This window comes from Helicobacter pylori (genome assembly GCF_030323545.1).
In the GTDB taxonomy this organism is placed as follows: Bacteria; Campylobacterota; Campylobacteria; order Campylobacterales; family Helicobacteraceae; genus Helicobacter; species Helicobacter pylori_CO.
Genome location: NZ_CP122954.1, coordinates 191,680 through 212,529, shown reverse-complemented (window position 1 = coordinate 212,529; position 20,850 = coordinate 191,680). Strand labels below are relative to the sequence as shown.

At 37.9% G+C, this 20,850-nt stretch carries 20 protein-coding genes and 5 pseudogenes; 7 read left to right on the top strand and 18 right to left on the bottom strand.

The window, feature by feature from the left end; genetic code table 11:
• The first annotated feature begins 16 nt into the window (after nt 1-16).
• Nucleotides 17-1,093 (top strand): hypothetical protein, encoded by a 1,077-nt coding sequence (locus QAP06_RS01010; RefSeq protein WP_286465927.1) that lies wholly within the window; start codon nt 17-19, stop codon nt 1,091-1,093.
• Between the two features lie 43 nt (nt 1,094-1,136).
• Here the strand turns inward: QAP06_RS01010 and mnmA are convergent, their stop codons facing one another.
• The gene (gene mnmA, locus QAP06_RS01005) at nt 1,137-2,165 is read right to left on the bottom strand and encodes a tRNA 2-thiouridine(34) synthase MnmA (protein ID WP_286465926.1); all 1,029 of its coding nucleotides are present in this window, start codon (nt 2,163-2,165) and stop codon (nt 1,137-1,139) included.
• Between the two features lie 24 nt (nt 2,166-2,189).
• On the opposite strand from mnmA, the gene QAP06_RS01000 reads away from it, so the two are divergent.
• Both QAP06_RS01000 and QAP06_RS00995 read left to right on the top strand, forming a co-directional pair.
• On the top strand, nt 2,190-2,321 hold the full coding sequence (locus QAP06_RS01000; RefSeq protein ID WP_000124451.1) for a hypothetical protein: 132 nt from the start codon (nt 2,190-2,192) through the stop codon (nt 2,319-2,321).
• Entirely contained in the window at nt 2,308-3,069 is a 762-nt protein-coding gene (locus QAP06_RS00995; protein WP_286465924.1) for a J domain-containing protein, read from the top strand. Before QAP06_RS01000 ends, QAP06_RS00995 begins: the two co-directional genes overlap by 14 nt.
• On the opposite strand, the gene nadD is transcribed toward QAP06_RS00995, so the two are convergent.
• Both nadD and nikR read right to left on the bottom strand, forming a co-directional pair.
• Complete coding sequence (nadD, locus tag QAP06_RS00990; RefSeq protein WP_286467334.1) at nt 3,066-3,581, bottom strand: nicotinate (nicotinamide) nucleotide adenylyltransferase; 516 nt, start codon at nt 3,579-3,581, stop codon at nt 3,066-3,068. The two genes, QAP06_RS00995 and nadD, sit on opposite strands and share 4 nt — an antisense overlap.
• The gene (gene nikR / locus QAP06_RS00985) at nt 3,574-4,020 is read right to left on the bottom strand and encodes a nickel-responsive transcriptional regulator NikR (RefSeq protein WP_126443529.1); all 447 of its coding nucleotides are present in this window, start codon (nt 4,018-4,020) and stop codon (nt 3,574-3,576) included. The genes nadD and nikR overlap by 8 nt, the downstream gene beginning before the upstream one ends.
• A 335-nt stretch (nt 4,021-4,355) precedes the next feature.
• Between nikR and exbB the strand changes: the two genes are divergently transcribed.
• The 4 genes from exbB (at nt 4,356) to QAP06_RS00965 (ending at nt 8,095) form a co-directional block, all read left to right on the top strand.
• The gene (gene exbB, locus QAP06_RS00980; protein ID WP_194149346.1) at nt 4,356-4,793 is read left to right on the top strand and encodes a TonB-system energizer ExbB; all 438 of its coding nucleotides are present in this window, start codon (nt 4,356-4,358) and stop codon (nt 4,791-4,793) included.
• Nucleotides 4,790-5,179 carry a TonB system transport protein ExbD gene (gene exbD / locus QAP06_RS00975; RefSeq protein WP_286465918.1) on the top strand — a complete coding sequence of 130 codons (390 nt, stop codon included), beginning with the start codon at nt 4,790-4,792 and terminating at the stop codon, nt 5,177-5,179. The genes exbB and exbD overlap by 4 nt, the downstream gene beginning before the upstream one ends.
• Entirely contained in the window at nt 5,145-6,002 is an 858-nt protein-coding gene (locus QAP06_RS00970) for an energy transducer TonB family protein (RefSeq protein WP_286465916.1), read from the top strand. The genes exbD and QAP06_RS00970 overlap by 35 nt, the downstream gene beginning before the upstream one ends.
• A gap of 191 nt (nt 6,003-6,193) precedes the next feature.
• Entirely contained in the window at nt 6,194-8,095 is a 1,902-nt protein-coding gene (locus tag QAP06_RS00965) for an outer membrane protein (RefSeq protein ID WP_286465913.1), read from the top strand.
• A 28-nt stretch (nt 8,096-8,123) separates the two neighbouring features.
• On the opposite strand, the gene QAP06_RS00960 is transcribed toward QAP06_RS00965, so the two are convergent.
• The 15 genes and pseudogenes from QAP06_RS00960 to QAP06_RS00890 form a co-directional block, all read right to left on the bottom strand.
• On the bottom strand, nt 8,124-8,864 hold the full coding sequence (locus tag QAP06_RS00960; RefSeq protein WP_286465911.1) for a TerC family protein: 741 nt from the start codon (nt 8,862-8,864) through the stop codon (nt 8,124-8,126).
• A gap of 6 nt (nt 8,865-8,870) precedes the next feature.
• Nucleotides 8,871-9,827, bottom strand: coding sequence for a magnesium/cobalt transporter CorA (corA, locus tag QAP06_RS00955; protein ID WP_286465909.1), 957 nt, complete (start codon nt 9,825-9,827; stop codon nt 8,871-8,873).
• Between the two features lie 15 nt (nt 9,828-9,842).
• Nucleotides 9,843-11,051 (bottom strand): phosphoglycerate kinase, encoded by a 1,209-nt coding sequence (locus tag QAP06_RS00950; RefSeq protein ID WP_286465907.1) that lies wholly within the window; start codon nt 11,049-11,051, stop codon nt 9,843-9,845.
• Between the two features lie 15 nt (nt 11,052-11,066).
• Nucleotides 11,067-12,059, bottom strand: a complete 993-nt coding sequence (gap, locus tag QAP06_RS00945) for a type I glyceraldehyde-3-phosphate dehydrogenase (protein WP_286465905.1) — start codon at nt 12,057-12,059, stop codon at nt 11,067-11,069.
• Between the two features lie 88 nt (nt 12,060-12,147).
• Nucleotides 12,148-12,849 (bottom strand): uracil-DNA glycosylase, encoded by a 702-nt coding sequence (gene ung / locus QAP06_RS00940; RefSeq protein ID WP_286465902.1) that lies wholly within the window; start codon nt 12,847-12,849, stop codon nt 12,148-12,150.
• The gene (locus QAP06_RS00935) at nt 12,846-13,568 is read right to left on the bottom strand and encodes a 1-acyl-sn-glycerol-3-phosphate acyltransferase (RefSeq protein ID WP_286465900.1); all 723 of its coding nucleotides are present in this window, start codon (nt 13,566-13,568) and stop codon (nt 12,846-12,848) included. Before QAP06_RS00935 ends, ung begins: the two co-directional genes overlap by 4 nt.
• Entirely contained in the window at nt 13,555-14,670 is a 1,116-nt protein-coding gene (locus tag QAP06_RS00930; RefSeq protein ID WP_286465898.1) for an SH3 domain-containing protein, read from the bottom strand. Before QAP06_RS00930 ends, QAP06_RS00935 begins: the two co-directional genes overlap by 14 nt.
• A gap of 62 nt (nt 14,671-14,732) precedes the next feature.
• Nucleotides 14,733-16,097, bottom strand: a complete 1,365-nt coding sequence (locus QAP06_RS00925) for a S41 family peptidase (protein WP_286465896.1) — start codon at nt 16,095-16,097, stop codon at nt 14,733-14,735.
• A 110-nt stretch (nt 16,098-16,207) separates the two neighbouring features.
• A pseudogene (locus QAP06_RS00920) lies at nt 16,208-16,333 on the bottom strand (DNA methyltransferase); the annotation flags it as partial.
• A pseudogene (locus tag QAP06_RS00915) lies at nt 16,323-17,194 on the bottom strand (HpyAIV family type II restriction enzyme). The pseudogenes QAP06_RS00920 and QAP06_RS00915, both read right to left, overlap by 11 nt.
• Nucleotides 17,194-18,273: a DNA-methyltransferase gene (locus tag QAP06_RS00910; protein WP_286465893.1), complete on the bottom strand. Its 1,080-nt coding sequence runs from the start codon at nt 18,271-18,273 to the stop codon at nt 17,194-17,196. The pseudogene QAP06_RS00915 and the gene QAP06_RS00910 overlap by 1 nt, the downstream one beginning before the upstream one ends.
• A gap of 119 nt (nt 18,274-18,392) precedes the next feature.
• The gene (locus QAP06_RS00905; RefSeq protein WP_286465891.1) at nt 18,393-18,530 is read right to left on the bottom strand and encodes a DNA methyltransferase; all 138 of its coding nucleotides are present in this window, start codon (nt 18,528-18,530) and stop codon (nt 18,393-18,395) included.
• Nucleotides 18,523-18,912 (bottom strand): annotated as a pseudogene (locus QAP06_RS00900) (type ISP restriction/modification enzyme); the annotation flags it as partial. The pseudogene QAP06_RS00900 and the gene QAP06_RS00905, both read right to left, overlap by 8 nt.
• Nucleotides 18,913-18,945: 33 nt before the next feature.
• Nucleotides 18,946-20,222: pseudogene (locus QAP06_RS00895) on the bottom strand (RNA-guided endonuclease InsQ/TnpB family protein).
• Nucleotides 20,197-20,850 (bottom strand): annotated as a pseudogene (locus QAP06_RS00890) (IS607 family transposase). The pseudogenes QAP06_RS00895 and QAP06_RS00890 overlap by 26 nt, the downstream one beginning before the upstream one ends.

Here is a 20,850-nt window from a genome sequence, read left to right as displayed (position 1 = left end):
TTCAAACGCACAGATAATGATGACTTTTGATTCTCAAACTAACGCCAAGCTCTCGCGCTCCAACGAACAGCTTTCTGACATGCTTTACAAACTCAATGAAAGTTTAAGAATCTATCAAAACGTGCTTTCCAATAACCAAGATCAACTTAAAGAAATCAAAAAGGCTAACAGCACCCTAACTAGCCAGAGGCGTTTTTTTAACGCCAGCCAAATCCGCCTTATGGACACTGATATATTATTGAAACAAAGCGCTTTGGAATTAGAAAAATTACAAGCTTTAGAAAAACACATAAAAAAGGGCATGGAACAAGAACGCTTAATAGAAGAATCCCAAACGCTTTTTTTACAAGAGCATTGCCCTTATTTGAGCGGCGTTAAGAATTTAGAAGAGGCTTCAAACGCTTTAGAAGTCCAAGAGCAAAACAACGCCCTTTTCTTACTCAAAGAGCCTAAACTCGCCCATTTGCTCTCCCAATTGGATTTGATGAGCGCTTTAAACGCCTTATGCGATCAAGTTTTAGAAAACCAAGCCCATAACCAACAATCCCATAATAAAACCCTAGAATACAACGCCCTCATAAACCATGATTTTCAAGCCTATAAAGCCATGCGTTTGAAAAAATTTAAAAATAAGCTTCAAAGCCAAATCCAAGCCAAAGAAGACGCCCTAAAAACCTTTTTGCCCTTAGAAAAACGCCTAGAAACTTTAAAAACGCATTTTTTATGCGATAAAGAAAACCTCAAATCATGCGCTAAAGAATTGCACCAACGCTACCAAAACGCCCTTATAGAGCGAGACAAAGAATTAAAAAACGCTAAAGATAATAAAGAAAAGCATGCTTTAATCTTAGCCAATTACGAGCATACTTTAAAAACCTTGAATATAGAATTTTTAAGCGAATTAAATAAGCAAATGGCGTTTTTGAATGAAACCATGGCGTTAAACGCCCAAGTTTTAGCCCTTTTAGCCAAACAACAGACTAAAAAGCCCTCCAATTTGAGCGGTGATTTGAGCAATGAAAAGGCTCTTATTAAAAATATCCGCTTAGATCCGCATGGATTCCCTAGCTTTGAAAATTTTAAACAAGAGTGAGTTTTTAAAAAAGCAACCAATTAAGCTATAAGCGCAAAAAGCCCTAAACAATCACGCCCCCGCCAAGCAAGATGTCATCTTTATAAACGACTAAGGCTTGCCCTTTAGCCACGCCATAAAAAGGCTCTTCAAACTCCACTTCAATCGCCTCATCTCTCAAACTCACAAACGCTTTAGTAGGCACGCTCCTGTAACGGGCCTTGATAGAATATTCGCCATTTTTAAAATCTTTCATCAAAGATTTGTTTTTAGCCTTAAGCGAATGCGTGGCGAGATCTTCTTTTTTGCCCACAATTAACTCGTTCTTTTTAGCGTCAATCCCCACCACAAAATGCGGCTCTAACGCACCTTTAACACTAAAGCCTTTGCGTTTGCCAATCGTGTATTGCATATAGCCCTTATGCGTGCCAATGATTTCGCCTTGCAGGTTTTTCACCACGCCCTCTTTTTCCACTTCAACATGCTTTTTTAAAGTGTCAATGTAGCTTTTTTCCACAAAGCAGATTTCTTGAGATTCCTTATAAGTCTCTAGAGTGCCTAAAAAAGGCATCGCATTCAAGGCTAAAGGCTTAATATCCTTTTTTAACAAATCCCCTAAAGGGAACACCAATTTAGCGATAACTTCATGCTCTAAAGCGTATAAAAAATAGCTCTGATCTTTAGTTTTATCCAAAGCCTCTTGAATATAACTTACCTTGTCAATTTCTTTGACCCTCGCATAATGCCCGGTAGCGATCTTTTCACACCCTAATTTTAAAGCGTGATCTAAAGCTAGCCCAAATTTCATTAAAGGGTTGCACAACGCGCATGGGTTAGGGGTTTGCCCTTCTTCATAAGCGCTGATAAATTCATCATAAACCGCACTTTTAAAATCCTTTTGAAAATCCAACACCTCTAAAGGAATGCCTAAAAACTCGCACGCTTTTTGTGCGTTTTTAATGTATAAATCATGCTTTTTTTCACTCGCATGGAGTTTTAAATAAATCCCCACTAATTCATGCCCTTGCTCTTTTAAGCTATAAGCGCTATAAGAGCTATCCACCCCCCCACTGAGTAATACCGCTATTTTCATTTTTAATCTTTCATTAAATGAGTTATGGCTCGTAGTCTAGCGCAAAAAACCATTCATAACCACCTTTTTTTAACCATTGGCATGCTAAAATACCTAAAGATTTTTAAAAATCGCATCAAAACGCATGGAGAAAATAAGGGCAATGGCCAAAATTGAATTGTTAGCCAAATTCACGCAAATCGCGCTCCCCAACAGCCACCCCTTATTGAAAAAAGTTTTAAACTACGCTAAAAAACATTTCAGCCAGTGCCACATGCTCTCTTCATCGTTGCTCATCTTAAACGACACGGAATGCTTTAAGAAAAACTACTTGCTTAATTGGGTCTATCATGCCCTTGAATGCGTGCATGAGAAAGATATTAGCGCGCATTCTTTAGAAGAGGTTTTACAAAAAAGCCACTTGCCCATACGCATCAAAATTATCAATCAAAACACGCTTTTAGAAAAAATAGAAGTGAAAGTTTTAACCTTTGGGGCAGAATACGCGCTTTTTATCACCAAACACCCTATCGCCAAGCGGTTTTTACGCCAAAAATTCAGCGGCTGTGTGTTTTTAGAAACCCAAGATGAATTGCATATAAGAGGCGATTCAGAGCGTTTTTGGGAACTCATTGTAACGCTCAATGAAAATAGAATCGTCCATAACGCATGCTTAGATTTCATCTATCCTAATGGCTTTGGCAAGGACAGCTACACCACTATGGCTGAGCGCAAATTAAAGGAATGCTATAAAACGCTAGGGTTTATCAAGCATGAAAATTTCAGCGAAGTCAAAAAGCGCTATTTAGAATTGGCTAAAACCTACCACCCTGATTTATGCGATCTGAAAGAAAAAAAGGCTCTTTACGCCAAACGCTTCGCTATCATTCAAGAGGCGTATTGCCACATTAAAAAACACGCTTAAACCCCCAAACCAGCCCTAATCGCGCTAGAAGAAATCGGCACATCAATGCCTTTTAAAGGGAAATAACGCCCCTTAAATTGGATCTCTTCATAGCCAATCCTTTCAAAAACCACTAATTCCACCCTTTTTAAAAGCTCTGTAGCGTTAGTCCAAGAAGAAAGATGCCTCAAACAATCCGCTCCTATAACCAAATGAAGCGTTTGAGGGCGGTAGAGTTTTTGGAAATGAAGCGCGCTTTCTATCGTAGGCACAGCCCTTTCTTGTTTGATTTCAAAATCGCTCAATAGCACCCTAGGCATTCCCTTTAAAGCTCTTTCTAATTCCTTAAAACGGGTTTGCGCGTCCAAAAAACATGGCTTTTTGAAAGGGTTTTGATAAGCGGGCAAGACAATCAGCTTAGCAAATGGCAATAATTCTAAAGTTTGCTCAATAATGGCTAAATGAGCCTTATGCAAGGGATCAAAACTCCCTCCATAGAGCGCTAATTCTTTGTATTCTAACACGCTATTCATTGTGTTCAAAGCTAGACGCCTTAGTCAATTTAGCGAATTTAACCCCCCTAAGCCCCCCAATTTCTAATTGCAAGCGTTGGATTTCAAGCGAATTGCCTTGTAAGATAATCGTCTCTAAACAATTATGCGCATCCATGTGAATGTGCGTGGTGCATAAAACATGCGTCCCGCTGGCATGCTGAATGTCTATCATGCGCTGGTTTAATTCCCTTTGATGGTGGTCATAAATCACCACAAGCACGGCGATTTTACTCCCATCATTAGGGTTATCTTCTGCCCAATTGTCTTCTACTAATTTTTCTCTGATCATGTCGCGCACCAATTCTGAGCGAGAAGAATAGCCGTTTTTAATGATGCGGTTATCCAATTCGTCTAATAAATTTTGTTGTAAAGAAACCGAAAAGCGGATGATTGAATCGTCTTTATTGTGTGTATCCATTGAGAAAAATCCTTTTTTGGCATGAGTTCGTTAAAAGCCGCTCATGCTAGTATGATTGAATTAATTTAAAATGAACAATTATAATACAAACTGGATTTAAATAATTGGTCATAAGACACTATTTATAGCGTTTGAATTTAATTACAATTACTAGCTTAATTATTATTGACTTGTTATTATTAAAACAATATAATCAACAATACAACATTCTTTTATCATTTTGGGGCATTTATGCGAACGAATGCTTCTTAAAGAGTGTATGCTCTAAGAGTGTGGCTGTATTGCGTGTTGCTTCAATCTTAAGGGAATTATTTTATCATAGACAAGGAGTTTTTATGGGCGGTTTTTCAATGGCAATGTTGAAAGATTATGTGGATATATTCATTTTTGCGGTGCTTGGCGTGGCGAGTTTTTTAGCTGTGTGGTTTGTGATTGAAAGGATTATTTTTTATTCCAAAGTCAATTTGAAAGCTTATGATGATATAGACGCCCTAAATTTGGATTTAACCAAGAATCTAACCATTCTCTATGTGATTTTTTCTAACGCGCCTTATGTGGGCTTATTAGGGACGGTTTTAGGGATCATGGTGATTTTCTATGACATGGGCATGAGCGGCGGGATGGACGCTAAAACGATCATGGTAGGTTTGTCTTTAGCTTTAAAAGCGACCGCTCTAGGGCTTGCTGTGGCGATTCCCACTTTGATCGCTTATAATAGCTTGTTGAGAAAATCCGATGTTTTGAGTGAAAAATTCAGGATCATGAAAAAATGAAAAGCATCAGAAGAGGCGATGGGCTGAATGTTGTCCCTTTTATTGATATTATGCTCGTTTTGCTAGCGATTGTGTTAAGCATTTCTACTTTTATCGCACAAGGTAAGATTAAAGTTAGTCTCCCTAACGCTAAAAATGCAGAAAAATCCCAACCAAACGATCAGAAAGTGGTGGTCATCTCTGTAGATGAGCATGACAATATTTTCGTCGATGACAAACCGACGAATTTAGAAGCTTTGAGCGCTGCAATCAAACAAACAGATCCTAAAACCCTTATAGACTTAAAAAGCGACAAAAGCTCTCGTTTTGAAACTTTTATCAGCATTATGGATATTTTAAAAGAGCATAATCATGAAAATTTCTCCATCTCCACAGAAGCTAAGTAAAGTCTCAACGAGTGTCAGCTTTTTAATCTCTTTTGCCCTATATGCTATAGGGTTTGGCTATTTTTTACTGCGCGAAGATGTTCCAGCGCCTTTAGCGCAAGCTGGCACCACTAAAGTTACTATGAGTTTAGCCAGCATTAACACTAATTCCAATACAAAGACCAATGCTGAGTCGGCTAAACCCAAAGAAGAGCCTAAAGAAAAACCCAAGAAAGAAGAGCCAAAAAAAGAAGAACCCAAAAAAAAGGTTTCAAAGCCTAAGCCTAAACCCAAACCCAAGCCAAAACCTAAGCCTACACCCAAACCCAAACCCGAGCCTAAGCCAAAACCTGAGCCAAAACCCGAGCCTAAAGTTGAAGAAGTTAAAAAAGAAGAGCCTAAAGAAGAACCCAAAAAAGAAGAAGCTAAAGAGGAAGCTAAAGAAAAAAGCGCTCCTAAACAAGTAACGACTAAGGATGTAGTCAAAGAAAAAGACAAGCAAGAAGAGTCTAATAAGACTTCTGAGGGGGCCACTTCTGAAGCTCAAGCTTATAACCCAGGGGTGAGCAACGAATTTTTAATGAAGATCCAAACCGCTATTTCTTCTAAAAACCGCTACCCTAAAATGGCGCAGATTAGGGGCATTGAGGGCGAAGTGTTAGTGAGCTTTGTGATCAATCCTGATGGGAGCGTTACGGACATTAAAGTGGTCAAAAGCAACACAACGGATATTTTAAACCATGCGGCTTTAGAGGCCATTAAAAACGCAGCGTATTTATTCCCCAAACCAGAAGAAACCGTGCATCTAAAAATCCCTATCGCTTATAGCTTGAAAGAAGACTAATTAGTCTTTCTTTTAAAGGCGGTTTTTAAGTCTCAAAAGTTGGATCAAACCCCCATTTTTCCCAATTTACAAAAAAAAAAAAAAACAAAATCTCTAAAATTTAAAGCTAAAATTAGCTATAAAATTCCATTTATTGCTTATAATACGAAGTTTCTTTTTATCAAAGAAAAATCTATCAAAAGGAGTAAAACATGAAAATCAAAAAATCCCTCTTGCTTTCTCTAACTCTTGCGTCATCATTGCTCCATGCTGAAGACAACGGCGTTTTTTTAAGCGTGGGTTATCAAATCGGTGAAGCGGTTCAGAAAGTGAAAAACGCCGACAAGGTGCAAAAACTTTCAGACACTTATGAAAACTTAAACAAGCTTTTGGCTAATCACAGCCATTCCAATCCAGAAGCGATTAACGCAAACAGCGCGCAAGCGATCAATCAAGCGATTGGTAATTTAAACGCAAACACGCAAAATTTAATTGATAAGACAGACAATTCCCCTGCCTATCAAGCCACGCTTTTAGCGCTCCAATCCACGGTGGGGTTATGGAATAGCATAGCTTATGCAGTCATATGCGGAGGCTATACGGATAAACCCAATCACAACACCACAGAAACTTTTTACAACCAACCAGGACAAAATTCAGATTCAATCACTTGCGGTGGGCATGTGGGGTTACTTGCAGCAGGCAAAGGTAATTCTCTATCCATTGAACAATTTGCAACGCTCAATAAAGCGTATCAAATTATCCAAGCCGCTTTGAAAAAAGGTCTCCCTGCTTTAAACAATACAACAACAACGGTGGAAGTAACCATTAAAACAGCAACCAACGCTCAAAACATTAATGTCAATAATAACAATAACAATGCTGCTGACACTACAGTTAGCATAACTGATACTTATATTAACGATGCACAAAACCTTTTAACCCAAGCGCAAACCATCATCAACACCCTTCAAGACAATTGCCCGCAATTGAAAGGGAAATCTTCTAGTAGTAATGGTGGAACTAATAACGCAAACACCCCTTCATGGCAAACAAGCGCTAACCAAAATTCGTGCAGCGTTTTTGGCACGGAATTTAGCGCTATTTCAGACATGATCAGTAACGCTCAAAACATCGTAAAAGAAACCCAACAGCTTAATACTGCCCCACTAAAAAGCATCGCACAACCCCATGATTTCAACCTTAACTCCCCTAATAGTATCGCTTTGGCTCAAAGCATGCTCAAAAACGCTCAATCTCAAGCAGCGGTTTTAAAACTGGCCAATCAAGTGGGGAGCGATTTTAATAGAATTTCTACAGGAGTTCTTAAAAATTATATAGAAGAATGCAACGCGAATGCTTCAAGTGAAAGCGTTTCTAATAACACTTGGGGGAAAGGTTGCGCTGGCGTGGAAGAAACTCTGTCTTCATTAAAAACAAGCGCCGCTGATTTTAACAACCAAACGCCTCAAATCAATCAAGCTGAAACCCTCGCTAACACCCTTATCCAAGAACTTGGCAACAACCCTTTTAGGAATATGGGCATGATCGCTTCTTCAACCACGAATAACGGCGCCTTGAATGGCCTTGGGGTGCAAGTGGGTTATAAGCAATTTTTTGGAGAAAAGAAAAGATGGGGGTTAAGGTATTATGGTTTCTTTGATTACAACCACGCCTACATCAAATCCAATTTCTTTAACTCGGCTTCTGATGTTTGGACTTATGGGGTGGGTAGCGATTTATTGTTTAATTTCATCAACGATAAAAACACCAACTTTTTAGGTAAAAACAACAAGATTTCTTTTGGGCTTTTTGGAGGCATTGCCTTAGCAGGGACTTCATGGCTTAATTCTCAATTTGTGAATTTAAAAACCATCAGCAATGTCTATAGCGCTAAAGTGAATACGGCTAATTTCCAATTTTTATTCAATTTAGGCTTGAGAACCAATCTCGCTAGACCTAAGAAAAAAGATAGCCATCATGCGGCTCAACATGGCATGGAATTGGGCGTGAAAATCCCTACCATTAACACGAATTACTATTCTTTTCTAGACACCAAACTAGAATACCGAAGGCTTTATAGCGTGTATCTCAATTACGTGTTTGCTTATTAAAAGCTCTCTTTTTAAAAAAGGGGCTTGTTTAAAAACGCTTTTTAACTTTTTTCTTTTTCTTTTCTATGAAGATATTCAAGCATTCTATGAGTAAGGCAAAACCAACGCCCGCATACAAGTAATTTTTATTGATGTGTAAATGCAAGCCCTCTAAAAACAAAAACACGCCCACAACGAGCAAAAAAACAAAGGCTAAAGTTTTGACACGGTAGTGTTTTTCAATAAAATCGCCAACGATTTTGGAAAAAAACATCATCACTATTACAGATAAAATAATAGCAAGTGCCATGACTTCTAAGTGTTTAGCGATCCCAATAGCCGTGATCACAGAGTCTAAAGAAAAGACAATATCTAAAAACATGATCTCTATTAAGGTGATGGAAAAGCCAAACGCTTTTTCTTGGCGTTTTTCTTTAGGATAGATCTGCTCTTTTAGTTCCACTAACGCTTTAAAAGCTAAAAACACCCCCCCTAAAAACAGCACCACATCACGCCATGAAAAGCTCATGCCTGCTAAAGCGAATAAAGGCTTTTGCAAATGGCTGATAAAAAACAAACCCCCTAAAAGCCCTATGCGAGTGATCATGGCCAGGCTCAAGCCTAAAATCATGGCTTTATTTTGCTGGTGTTTGGGGAGTTTATAGACCATCACCGTGATAAAAATGATATTGTCAATCCCTAGAATGATTTCTAAAAGCGTGAGCGTAGCCAAGGAGACTATGCCATGCGTTGTAGAAAGAGCGTCTAAGAGTGAGGATAAAAATTCCATGAAAGGCTACAACCAGCCTTTCTTTTTAAAATAAAGCACAGGCAAAATCGTAGAAATCGCCATGACAATCAACGCGAAAAGATACCCGTATTGCCATTCTAACTCCGGCATGAATTTAAAATTCATGCCATAAATCGTGCCAATCAAAGTGGGGGGCATCATCGCCATGGTCGCCACCGTGAAGAGCTTGATAATTTTATTTTGCTCCACATTGACTTGAGAAGCGAACAGGTTTTGAATGTTGTCTAGGGAGTTGAGATTGACCGTTGTAGACTCCACTAAAGAGCTAAAATCGGTTAAAATGATATTTAAATTATTTTTAGTATCGCTATCCACTTTATTGCTCCTTAATAAAGCGGTAATAATGCGCCGTTTGTCAAAAAAAGAATCCCTTAAAGCCACATTAAATTCTTGCAAATTGGACAAGCGCACTAAAATATCATCATGCGTAGAAGTTTCTTTGAAAATGATGTTTTTGCGCAACAAGCTCGTTTGTTTGTTGATCCACTCCAAACATTCCACCCCTTTTTCAAAATACACTTCAAAGATTTTGGTCAGAATATCAAACCCGTCTTCAAATTTTTTAGGGCTAGCCAAAACCTTTTTTTGGATAGAATCAAAAATTTCTAAAGTCCCGTAATAAATCGTGAAAAGAATGTTATTAGACAAAATAAAGGTCGCCATTTCCGTATGAAAAGTCTCATTTTCATCCTGGTTAGTGAAAGAGGCGTTGATCGTAACGCTAGAGCTGTCTTCCCAATATTTGGTAACTGATGAGACTCGTTGGGAATGGTCTGTGTTGTAGTGGATAGCGTATTCTTGGCTTAGAGTGGCCAATTCATTGGGCGTAGGGTTGATTAATTCAAACCATAAAACTTCATTTTCTTCTATATCAAAACCATTAAAATCATTAAAGCGTTTTTTAATGACAAATTTTTGCTGTTTGAAAAACACGTTCACCATAAGCGATCCTTAGAGTTAATGGCGTTTATCCAAAACCTCAAAACAAGGTAAAATTTTGCCCTCTAATAATTCCAAACTCGCTCCCCCACCGGTGGAAATAAAACTCATGTTATCCTTTTCGCCCGCACGGTTGATCGCATCAATGGTATCGCCCCCACCAATGAGCGAGAAAGCGTAAGTGTCAGCGATTTTGTGGGCTAAAAAGGTTGTGCCTCTGGCGAATTCTTGTTTTTCATGCACGCCTAAGGGGCCATTCCATATGATCGTGGGCGCGCTCTCTATGATTTCAGAAAATAATTTCAAGCTCGCAGGCCCTATATCAGCGATCTTGTGTTTAGGCTCAATGTCTTGGACGGGTGAAATTTTGATGTGTTTGGGGTTAAGGATATCATCAGTGGTTACAGCGTCTATAGGTAAATAGACTTTGACTTTTTTTTCTTTCGCACTTTGCAATAACTCTAGGGCGTCATTGATTAGAGCGTCTTCTACAGAAGAATCTTGCACATCATAGCCTAAAGCTTTTAAGAAGGTGTTGCTCATCGCCCCGGCAATAATGAGCTTGTCAATGAGATCTAAAATATTTTTTAATAAAGTGAGTTTGGAGCTGACCTTAGCCCCCCCCACAATCAACAATAGAGGGCGTAAAGGGTGGTTAAACGCCTGATAAAACGAATCAATTTCTTTTTTGAGCAAAAACCCGCTCACTTTAACAGGGGCGAATTGCGCCGTGCCATAAGTGCTGGCATGCTTTCTGTGGCTCGTGCCAAAAGCGTCATTCACAAACACATCGCACAAACTCGCTAAATCTTTAGCCAGATTTTCATCATTTTCTTCTTCGCCTTTTAAAAAACGGATGTTCTCTAAAAGAAAAATCCTTGTGGGCACGTTTTCGTTTAAAGCCTGCTTGAGTTGCACGATATTTTGAGAAAAAACCACTTCATGATTTAAAAGTCTTTCAAGGCGTTTTAAAAAAGGTTTCAAGCTCAATTTTTCTTCAACCCCTTTAGGGCGGCCCAAATGGCTCACTAAAATAATATCTTTAGCCTTATTGTCAATACAAAATTGGATGGTGGGCAAGCTCTCTCTAATGCGCGTATCATCGGTAATATTCAAATTTTCATCTAAAGGCACATTAAAATCCACTCTAATAAGCACCCTTTTATGGCTCACTTCCACTTCTTGAATGTTTTTAACGTTTTGCATAAACGACATTTTAGCTAACATGAAAAATCCTTTCTTTTAATTTTGCGCTATATATTGCACCATGTCTATCAAGCGCTCACTATAACCCATTTCATTATCATACCATGCCAATACTTTAGCATTTTTTTCGCCTATTGTCATGATTTGATCATCAATCACAATCGCGCTAAAAGGCGAAGAAATAAAATCGCTTGAAACAAGCCTTTCTTCATCAATACCCACAACCCCTTTAAAGGCATGCTTACAAGCATCTTTAAGCACATGCTGAACGCTCGCTTTACTCACGGATTTTTTAAAGCTTAAAGACAGATCCACTAAGCTCACATTAGGGGTAGGCACTCTAATAGCAAGGCCTGTGATCTTAGGGCCTAAATGCGGTAAAACTAGCGAAATGGCTTTGCTCACGCCGGTGCTTGTGGGGATAAGATTTAAACCAGCCGCTCTAGCGCGGCGGATGTCTTTGTGCTTGGTGTCTAAAAGGTTTTGATCGTTAGTGTAGCTGTGAATGGTGGTTAAAAGCGCGTTTTCTACTTTAAAGGCTTCATCTAAGATTTTTAATAAAGGAGCGCTAGCGTTAGTCGTGCAAGAAGCGTTAGAAATCACGCTTTCGTTATGGTAATTCTTGTGATTCACCCCATAGACAAAGGTGGGGGCGTTTTGCGCAGGAGCGGAGATGATGACTTTTTTCACGCTGTTTTTAAGATGAGCGCTTGAAGCTTCTAATGAATTGAATTTCCCGGTGCATTCTATGATGATTTCTGCGTTAGCGATAGAAAAATCAAGCTTGTTAATGTCTCGCTCGCTCAACACTAAAATATTTTTACTATGCCCGATATTTAGGGTTCTATCAGCGTTTAATTTGGCTTCAAAATGCCCATGCACGCTGTCATGGCGTATCAAATGCAAAAGAGTTTCTGTTTCAGCGGTAGAATTGATAGCAACGATTTCTATATCTTTTCTTTGACTAGTGGCTCTTATAGCACACAAACCGATGCGCCCAGTCCCATTGATAGCGATTTTAATTGGCATGTTTTCCCTTTATTTAAAAACCACCATTTTATCACAAATGCTCTTAAATAAAGGCATTCTTAAGGGGTGCTGTCTTATTAAGCATCAATCATAAACTAAAATCAAAATCCTTATGATAAACCTCTCTATAAGCTTTTTGAACGCTTGTAAAAACCCCACTCCCTAAAAACCCCCTAGATAATGGGCTAGGGTGAGGAGCGGTGATGATGATGTGTTTGTTCTTGGGGATTAGCACGATCTTTTTTTGGGCGACTTTCCCTAATAACACCACGATCAAGGGGGCGTTGGCTTCAAAAAGGCGTATCAATATTTGATCGCTAAAAGCTTCCCAGCCGATGCATTTGTGCGAAGCGGCTTGGTTTTTTTCCACGCTTAAAATGGCGTTCAATAACAGCATGCCCCTTTTAGCCCACGCGCTCAAATCCCCACAACAAGGCACAGGCACGCCTAAATTCGCATGCAATTCTTTAAAAATATTTTTTAAGCTTGGGGGGATGGGGGCGGTTTTTTCCACGCTAAAGCTTAAGCCCATCGCCACAGGCAATTCTTGTTGATTTTCTAGGTAGGTGGAATGGTAGGGATCTTGCCCTAAAAGAATGATTTTAACCGCGCTAGGGGGTGTTAGATTGAGTGCATAAAACAGATTAGAGCTTTTAGGGAAAATGGTTTTAGGGCTTTTTAGAGCCTCTAAGTAGCGTTTTTCTATTTCTAAGAAATAAGGCTTTTTAAATTCGCTTTGCAAAAACTCCCGCCAAGCCAAACTTAAAGGAGCGCAGTCAAAAAGCTTCATTGTTCGCTAGGGTTTAATTCATGGTAGTGTTTTAAATACTCTTTTTGCATGCGTTCTTGTAATTCTTCATACCAGGTGGGCGAGTTAAAATCAGGCGTATAACTTTCTAGCATGACTAAACGGGTGCGGGCTTTATAGGCTTCTAGGGGCTTGGAATTAAAGATTTTAATGGAATTGATTAACACCATGGGCTGGATTTTGAGCTGGAATTTTTCGGCGATGATTTTAGCCCCTTGCTTGAAAGGGAGGAATTTTTCTCCTCCTTTGCCTCTAGTGCCTTCAGGGAAAATCACTAAAGGGCGGTTTTGGTCTAATCTTTCTTTACACGCTTTCAAAAGGCTCACCATCCCCTTTTTATCCTCCCTGTCAATTAAAATCATTCCCGTATCCGTTAGGGCATGCCCATAAAAGGGGATTTCGCCCAGCTCTTTTTTAGCAATCCAGCAAATATTGCTAGGGTGGTAGGCTTCTAAATAAATGATGTCTAGTAAGCTTTGGTGGTTTAAGACAATGAGTTTAGCGTCCGTATCAAAAGCGCCTATTTTTTCTAAATTAACCCCGGTAAGGGAAAAAAAGCACGAACAAGCCCTACGGCTGGAGCGGGCGTTATTGTTTTTGCGGTTAAAATAATTGAAAACAATGATAACGGCTAAGCCTATAGCGATCACTAAAGCTCTATAAACCGCTCTTAAACGATTGGATTTTTTATTTGACTTCATCTTTTTTGACCCATCCTATTTGTTCATGCGGCGTTAGGATTTTATAATAATCATCATGCGAACCTAAAATTTTAATCGGCATTTCATTTTTAGAAAGCCCTAAAATGGTGGAATTTTGCGTGGGCAGAATGCGGATTTTTTTATGAGCGAGCAAAAGGGCTGATTTTTGCGTGAATAAAAGGTTATACAAAACAAACCCTAAGCACAAAATCCCAAGCCCTAAAAAAATGAGTTTGCGCCCAAAAATGAAAAACAACACCAAGAAAAACACGCACAAAGCGAGCAACGCCACATTAGAAAAGACTAAAAAATTGTTTTTAGGGATGAGATCGCTTTGAATACCGGTAGTGTCTTGAGTGGGAATGGTTGAAAAAGATAAGGTTTTAAATTGCCTGTTTGAAAGCGAAAAATAATCAAAAGAAAGGTTTTGAATGGTTTTAGGCAACACGCAATAATAAAAAACGCTCCCTTCTTTAGCCTTGATTTGGTTTAAAGAGGCGTTATCAAACCCTTGTTTGAGCGCTTCTTTGATGTAAAAATCTTCCCAATTAGCCTCTTTGAACGCTAATTCCACCACCAAAATATTGTTTTTATCGTCATAATCTTTGGTTTTGTATTGCAAGACTTGTAAATCTTTAGCCATGACATTCGCATAACGAGGGTTTTTGGATAAGTCCGTTACCTGCAAAGTAACTTTTGGGGCTATGGAATAATCTATATATTTGTCTTTATTGGAAAACGCGCTCACTTCTAAAGGCGGAATGCTCGCTTTTATGCCCTTAATCTTGTAATAATAAGTCGCTCTGAAAAGCTCTTTTTCCACCTTTTTCCATTTAGGCATTTTGCTTAAAAGCTCAATTTGGGTTTTATCCAGCTCGTCTTTGATTTTAGCTTCCAAAAACTCAGCGTCAAACAGCAATAAATCATAAGTTACGCCTATAGTTTGACCGATATAAACGGGGTTGTTTTCCAAATCTTCTAATTGGGGGATTTTCACATAAGCCACTTTAGCCTTGATTTCTTCTGGATCATGAGCGTTTTCAGCAACCAAAAAGCTTACCAAAAGGCTTAAAATCAAGCTAACGATTGTGATGGTTTTCATTGAAAACGCATGAAAATTAAAACATGGTTTTATCATTCTTCAAATAAAAACCCCATGAGTTTTTATTTCTTCTTGGGCGCTTTTTCATCCATTTTCTCATCTACGATAGACCAGGTTTTCAAGCTGTCAATAGCGGTTTTTAATTGAATATCATCGTTAATCATTTTAGGAGTAACCTCTTTTTCCTCTTCGCTTTTCTTGTCTTTGTCCGCTTCTTTGGAATTAGGGGTTTTATCATCAATCTTTTTAAGCTCTTGCTCTAAATGGTGTTTTAGATCCGCTTCTTTCAAGCTGAATTTATTTTCATTTTCTGGTGCTTTACCCGGATAAATCACAATATCAGGCGTGATCCCCTTAGCTTGAATGGTGCGCCCGCTCGGCAAATAGTAGCGCGCGGTTGTGATTTTAATGGCTTCGTCTTTATTGACAGGGAGTAACACTTGCACGCTTCCCTTACCAAAGGTTTTTTCACCAATAATCACGGCTCGTTTGTGATCTTGCAGCGCCCCTGCTACGATCTCGCTCGCGCTCGCTGAACCGCCATTGACTAACACCGCAATAGGCAAATTGGTATAAGGGGCTCTGCCATTAGCCTTGTATTCTAAATTTTCTTCTTTATTTTTGCCTTTTTGAGAGACTAAAATCCCCTCTTTAATGAAGAGGTTAGACAAGCCCACCGCTTGGTTTAACAGCCCTCCAGGATTACCCCTTAAATCCAACACAACCCCCTTAGTCTTAGGGTTAGCTTTCAAGCCGTCTAAAACCGATTTAGTCACATTTTTATCAAAAGAATTGACTCTCACATACAGATAAGGGGTTTCTTTAATCTTTTTCACATAGACAGAGGGGAGTTTAATGATGTCTCTAATGATGTTAAACACCAAGGGTTTTGGCTCGTTTTTTCTCACAATGGTGATCTGAATAGGGGTCTTTGGCTTGCCGCGCATGAGGTTGATCGCATCATCAATGCTCATGCTCAGCGTGCTTTCGTTATTGATTTTTAAAATGTTATCGCCTGACTTAACCCCAGCCTTGTAAGCTGGAGTGCCTTCTAAAGGAGCGATCACGGTTAAAACGCCATCGCGCATGCCCACCGTGATCCCAAGCCCCCCAAATTCGCCCTCGGTTTGAGCTTGAAATTCCTTAAATTTCTTTTCATTCAAATACGCTGAATGCGCGTCCAAATTAGAGAGCAAGCCTTCAATCGCTTTAGTCATGATCTCAGAAATGGTGATTTTATCCACATATTTTTTTTCAATTTCTGTAACCACATTAGAGAAACGGCTGAACGCTTCCACCCTTTTAGCCGCCAATTCTTGCGGATCTTCTTTAACCGGCTTGACCGGCTTTTTTTCCTTAACTTCACCGCCATGCAAACTCACAGCAAGAGAAATCGCTAACAACCCTTTAAAAAGTCGTTTTGTCATTGTTAATAGCACCACCCATTTTTGAGATTAGAAAGAATCACCCTTAAGGTTTTATTCAATTTTTTGCGTTTATTCTATCTAAAATTTAGATAACATGCCCATTCATTCACTCATTTTGAGCCTAAACGATACAACAAAAACGCATAACTCCCCGATCCATTCACATGCAAATCACAAAGCATGCCCGTTACAAAAACATTAGAAATGGGGCTTACTTTAGAGCCTCTATCGCAAAGACAATAACTTTTCTTCTAACTTTGACGCTAATTGCTGATAGATTGTTTTATTTTGTTGTCTAAATGCTCTACTAACATTTTTAAAACTTTTTGTTCTGGGAATAAAATTAACACAAGATTGAAAATTCCATCATTATCCAAAAGCTTTCTATAAACGCTTGGCACTAAATCTTTGATTTCTTTAAAGCCCTCTAAAGGACTTTCATCAAAATTCAAACTGGGTAAATCAGGTAAAGTTTCACGCCACCATGCTAAATGGTTTAAAACCTCATCCCAAACTTGCAAGATATTAAGATTTTCAAACAACTCCTTACCATAACACAAACTCAAAGGCACGCCATAATCAACAGATAATTTTTGCAATTCCTCTTTATAATAATTTTGATTTTTATTCAAACTCTCATCTATAAAGTAAAAATAGCCTTGAATGTTTTCGCCATAATGATGGATTAAAGCCTCTAATTTTCTTTCAAAGTTGTCTATTTGCCCTCTCTTTTTGGTGCTGTCATGGTCATCTCGCATTTTTTGTTCTATAAAATAATAGGTGTTATCTTTTTTAGCAAACTGATCTAATTCTAAAGATTCCCTTTTTTCTTTATCTTTATTGTAATAAGGGATTTTTTTAGATAAAGGTGAAAAGTTATACTCTTTTAAATATTGTTCTATTAAGTATTCAAACGCATCGCCAAACTTAATCTCATGGGAAGTCAATAAATTTTGTAATAGTTTTGTTTTAGGCTTAGTGGGTCTAAAAATCCCCAAATAGCGTTCAGGATTTTCAGCAATATTTTCAAGTAATTTTGCTTTAGATGTTCCAAAGACAAAACGATTAAAAATCTCGTTAAAGGTTTGATAATCCATTAAAACTCCTTTTGGCAGATATAACGCAATTCATCTAGCAATAAAAATTGATTTTGATAATACGCATAAAAAAATTTCCAGCCATTATGGTTGGTTTTATTCAAATATTTAGCGCTCATCTTATGAATAGAAGTTTCATAATTTTCATTATCCCTCACTTGTCCGTTTTCCAAAACTTGACAAATTTTTTCTTTGTTAGGTGAGTATAAAAAATCCCCGATTTTTAATAATTGTTTAGAAATTAAAAGACTCATAGGGATTTTTGGGGGTTTAGTTTCTAAGTCTAAATTAGTGATAAAATCGCTTTTATCCCTAGTGTTATTCAGGCGTTTTGCCGCTTCTTTGATATAAAAAGAATCTTTTTCAATGCCAATAAAATACCTATTCATAGATTTAGCCACAGCCCCTGTTGTGCCTGTGCCAAAAAAGGGATCTAAAATAATATCTTTAGGTTTAGTCGCACTTAAAATGATTTTTTTTAGAAGCGCTTCTGGTTTTTGCGTGGAATGCACTTTTTTACCTTGCGCGTCTTTTAATCTTTCGTTACCAATACAAATAGGGATTTGCCAAACCGATTTTTCTTGTTTGTCATTATTAAGATATTTCATTGTTTTATAATTAAAAGTAACTTTGCTGTTTTTGTGTTTAGCGCACCAAATAAGCGTTTCATGGGCGTTGCATAGTCTTTTTCCAGCAAAATTAGGCACCGGATTGCTCTTGTGCCAAATAATGTCATTGAGTATCCAAAACCCTAAATTTTGTAAATGAAAACCAATTCTAAAAATATTGTGAAAACTCCCTATCACACAAATACTGCCATTATCTTTTAAAATCCTTTGGCATTCTTTTAACCAACCCCAACAAAAGGCATCGTATTCCTTAAAAGAGCCAAATTTATCCCAATGATCCTCAACGCCTTGAAATTTTGTGCCTTCAAAACGCTTCAATTCCCCCTCTGTTTGCATAAAATATGGGGGGTCAGCAAAGATAAAATCAACGCTTCTGTCAGGAAAATCTTTCAATTTTTCTAAACAATCCCCCTCTATGATAGTGTTTAAGTTTTCTTTTAAAAAATCCATTATCAACTAACCTTTTATATCTGCTACTCCAGCCATTTTAACACAAGCGTTTTAAGGCTATCTTAATGTTTAATCTCCAGATTTATTCTTATCAAGCGATAGAAACTATCTGTCTCCACCTATTCTAAACGATACAACAAAAACGCATAACTCCCCGATCCATTCACATGCAAATCGCAAAGCATGTTCGTTACAAAAACATTAGAAATGGGGCTTACTTTAGAGCCTCTATCGCAAATTAGAGCGAGATTAGACAAGGCAGAATAAAAGGAAGGCTGTTCCCCCGCCTCCGTAATAGATGTTGAGATCGCTCGCTTCTTTGCTGATGAATGCGGCATCAAAGTCAAGGCTGGCTTTGGCTTGGCGCGATAAGATAAGGGCGGTATTGGTATTAAATGGGGGGGGGGGGGGTGGATTTTGCAAGATTTCTTGCATTAACGCTTGGCTGTCATTCCCTTTTAAATGAGGTAAATCGCTCGTTAAAAATCCAAGCGTTTTTTGGATTTTAATCGTGCGTGCGATGATTCTAATGATATTGCTTACATGATCAAAGTCGCAAGGCTCGTTTTTGTGGCTTTTTAAATATTTGTCTAAAACGCAATACCCCCCTATCCTGTAATCATAAATTTCTTTACTCACCGTTACTACAAACCTATAAAATCCTATAAAGAGCTATAAAATTCTCTCAATTTGGGATTTTTGTTGTATTCCTAGTTCAACCTTGCTAGTTGCTAAACGATTATTGGACAAATCATTCAACAGAGCCGTCAAGTCCATAGGCGTAAATTCGGCAGTAACTCTACCTACTAAATGCTTTAAAAGATTGATAGCAGCGTTTATATCTCTATCTAATTCAAAGCCACACTCTAGGCATTGATAAATCCTATCGTTAAGCTTTAAATCTTGTTTAACTTTTTGACAATTAGAACAAGTCTTAGAGCTTGGATAGTAAGTGTCAGCTATTAAAATTTCTTTATTAGAGTATTTAGCTTTATATTTTAATAGCGTGTTAAACATGGACATAGAAACATCGCTTAAAGATTTAGCTAACCTGTGATTTTTAAACATGTTTTTGACTTTCAAACTCTCTAAACAAAACGACTTTGAGTGTCTTATAAGAGAGCTTGTGAGCTTGTGTAAAAAATCAAGTCTGATGTTAGCTATTTTTTCATGCAAGTGGGTAAGCTTTTTAGAATGCTTTAAGTAATTATTAGATTTCTTGGTTTTATCCCCTTTGGTTTTTGGGTGGATTTTTTTACTCAGTTGTCTGCTAATTCTTACAAGCTTTCTAGTAAGCTTATCTAAGGGCTTAGGGCATAGATATTTAAGCCATTAGACAAACTCACAAAGGATTTAATCCCTATATCAATCCCTAGCTCATTATGACTTTCTTGGAGTTTATGGGTTCGCTTGTATTCACTCTCATCAATATCACAAGAGATTGAAACATAGAAATGATCGCCCTTTTGAGTGATGGTAGCGTTATTGATTTTGCCTTGAAATCTTAGTTTTTCAGTGAGTTTGATTGGGGGTAAGTTAGGTATTTTTAAATAATCAGTATTAGCTGTTTGAATGATTTTAATTTGGTCGCCCCCTATATAAAAAGAACCTTGAAACTCTCTTTTCTTTTTAAATTTAGGGTAACTCACTAAACCTTTTTTTAAATCCTTAAAAAACTTATTAAAGGCTAGATTTAAGTGGATAAAAGGCTGTTGGGTGGCGTATTTAGTTACTTCATAAACGAAATTAAATTGCGATTTTTTAAGAGCGTTAAATTCTTTTTTAAGCTGTAGATGGTTAGTTTTAATGCCTAGTTGATAGTTTTCTTTCCACTTAGCTAATCCCCAATTATAAGCTAACCTAGCGCACCCAAAAGCTTTTTTAAAATAAGTAATATGCTTGTTGTTAGGCTTTAAAGCTATTTTATGCGTGATTGAGATAGCTGACATTGTTAGTGATTACTTCTTGCATTTCATTTAAGAGCTTCTTGTTTTTTTTTAGACCTAGAGCCATACAATCTAGCGCTAAAGACGGTTATAATTTCTAAAACATCTTTGGCTAATTCTTCTTCAAACCTCACATTCTCATCGCCCTTATTGATGATAATCACTTCTACTTCTTTAGCTTCACAAATACTGAATACCAATTCGGCTCCAAAGCGTAATAATCTGTCTTTATGCGTTAATACAAGGCGTTTGACTTGATTGTCTAAGATTAAATTTAAAAGCTTGGTTAAGCCTTTTTTATAGTAGTTCATGCCACTCCCTAAATCTTGTATCACTTCATAGTTAAAGCCGCATTTAGCGCAATAAAGCTCTAAGACTTGAACTTGTCTGATTAAATCATCTTGTTGGTCATGCGAGCTTACTCTAGCATAAGCTATTGTTTTTAATTCATCTTGATTAAAGACTACGCTTCTATTGATACGCCTTAAACTTTCTAACTTATAACGCCTTTCACCGCCTTTAGTGAGTTCATCAGGTTTTAACAAATCTTTTTTATCCCAATTGCGTAAGGTTTGGATAGTTACACTAAAAGCTTACTCGCTTGACCGATGGATAGCATTCTTTTATTCAT

Bases quoted from the DNA above. Each gene is read 5' to 3' on its own strand.
- QAP06_RS01010 (WP_286465927.1), top strand. From the start codon at position 17: ATGATGACTTTTGATTCTCAAACTAACGCCAAGCTCTCGCGCTCCAAC.
- mnmA (WP_286465926.1), bottom strand. From the start codon at position 2,165: ATGAAAATAGCGGTATTACTCAGTGGGGGGGTGGATAGCTCTTATAGC.
- QAP06_RS01000 (WP_000124451.1), top strand. From the start codon at position 2,190: ATGGCTCGTAGTCTAGCGCAAAAAACCATTCATAACCACCTTTTTTTA.
- QAP06_RS00995 (WP_286465924.1), top strand. From the start codon at position 2,308: ATGGCCAAAATTGAATTGTTAGCCAAATTCACGCAAATCGCGCTCCCC.
- nadD (WP_286467334.1), bottom strand. From the start codon at position 3,581: ATGAATAGCGTGTTAGAATACAAAGAATTAGCGCTCTATGGAGGGAGT.
- nikR (WP_126443529.1), bottom strand. From the start codon at position 4,020: ATGGATACACACAATAAAGACGATTCAATCATCCGCTTTTCGGTTTCT.
- exbB (WP_194149346.1), top strand. From the start codon at position 4,356: ATGGGCGGTTTTTCAATGGCAATGTTGAAAGATTATGTGGATATATTC.
- exbD (WP_286465918.1), top strand. From the start codon at position 4,790: ATGAAAAGCATCAGAAGAGGCGATGGGCTGAATGTTGTCCCTTTTATT.
- QAP06_RS00970 (WP_286465916.1), top strand. From the start codon at position 5,145: ATGAAAATTTCTCCATCTCCACAGAAGCTAAGTAAAGTCTCAACGAGT.
- QAP06_RS00965 (WP_286465913.1), top strand. From the start codon at position 6,194: ATGAAAATCAAAAAATCCCTCTTGCTTTCTCTAACTCTTGCGTCATCA.
- QAP06_RS00960 (WP_286465911.1), bottom strand. From the start codon at position 8,864: ATGGAATTTTTATCCTCACTCTTAGACGCTCTTTCTACAACGCATGGC.
- corA (WP_286465909.1), bottom strand. From the start codon at position 9,827: ATGGTGAACGTGTTTTTCAAACAGCAAAAATTTGTCATTAAAAAACGC.
- QAP06_RS00950 (WP_286465907.1), bottom strand. From the start codon at position 11,051: ATGTTAGCTAAAATGTCGTTTATGCAAAACGTTAAAAACATTCAAGAA.
- gap (WP_286465905.1), bottom strand. From the start codon at position 12,059: ATGCCAATTAAAATCGCTATCAATGGGACTGGGCGCATCGGTTTGTGT.
- ung (WP_286465902.1), bottom strand. From the start codon at position 12,849: ATGAAGCTTTTTGACTGCGCTCCTTTAAGTTTGGCTTGGCGGGAGTTT.
- QAP06_RS00935 (WP_286465900.1), bottom strand. From the start codon at position 13,568: ATGAAGTCAAATAAAAAATCCAATCGTTTAAGAGCGGTTTATAGAGCT.
- QAP06_RS00930 (WP_286465898.1), bottom strand. From the start codon at position 14,670: ATGAAAACCATCACAATCGTTAGCTTGATTTTAAGCCTTTTGGTAAGC.
- QAP06_RS00925 (WP_286465896.1), bottom strand. From the start codon at position 16,097: ATGACAAAACGACTTTTTAAAGGGTTGTTAGCGATTTCTCTTGCTGTG.
- QAP06_RS00910 (WP_286465893.1), bottom strand. From the start codon at position 18,273: ATGGATTTTTTAAAAGAAAACTTAAACACTATCATAGAGGGGGATTGT.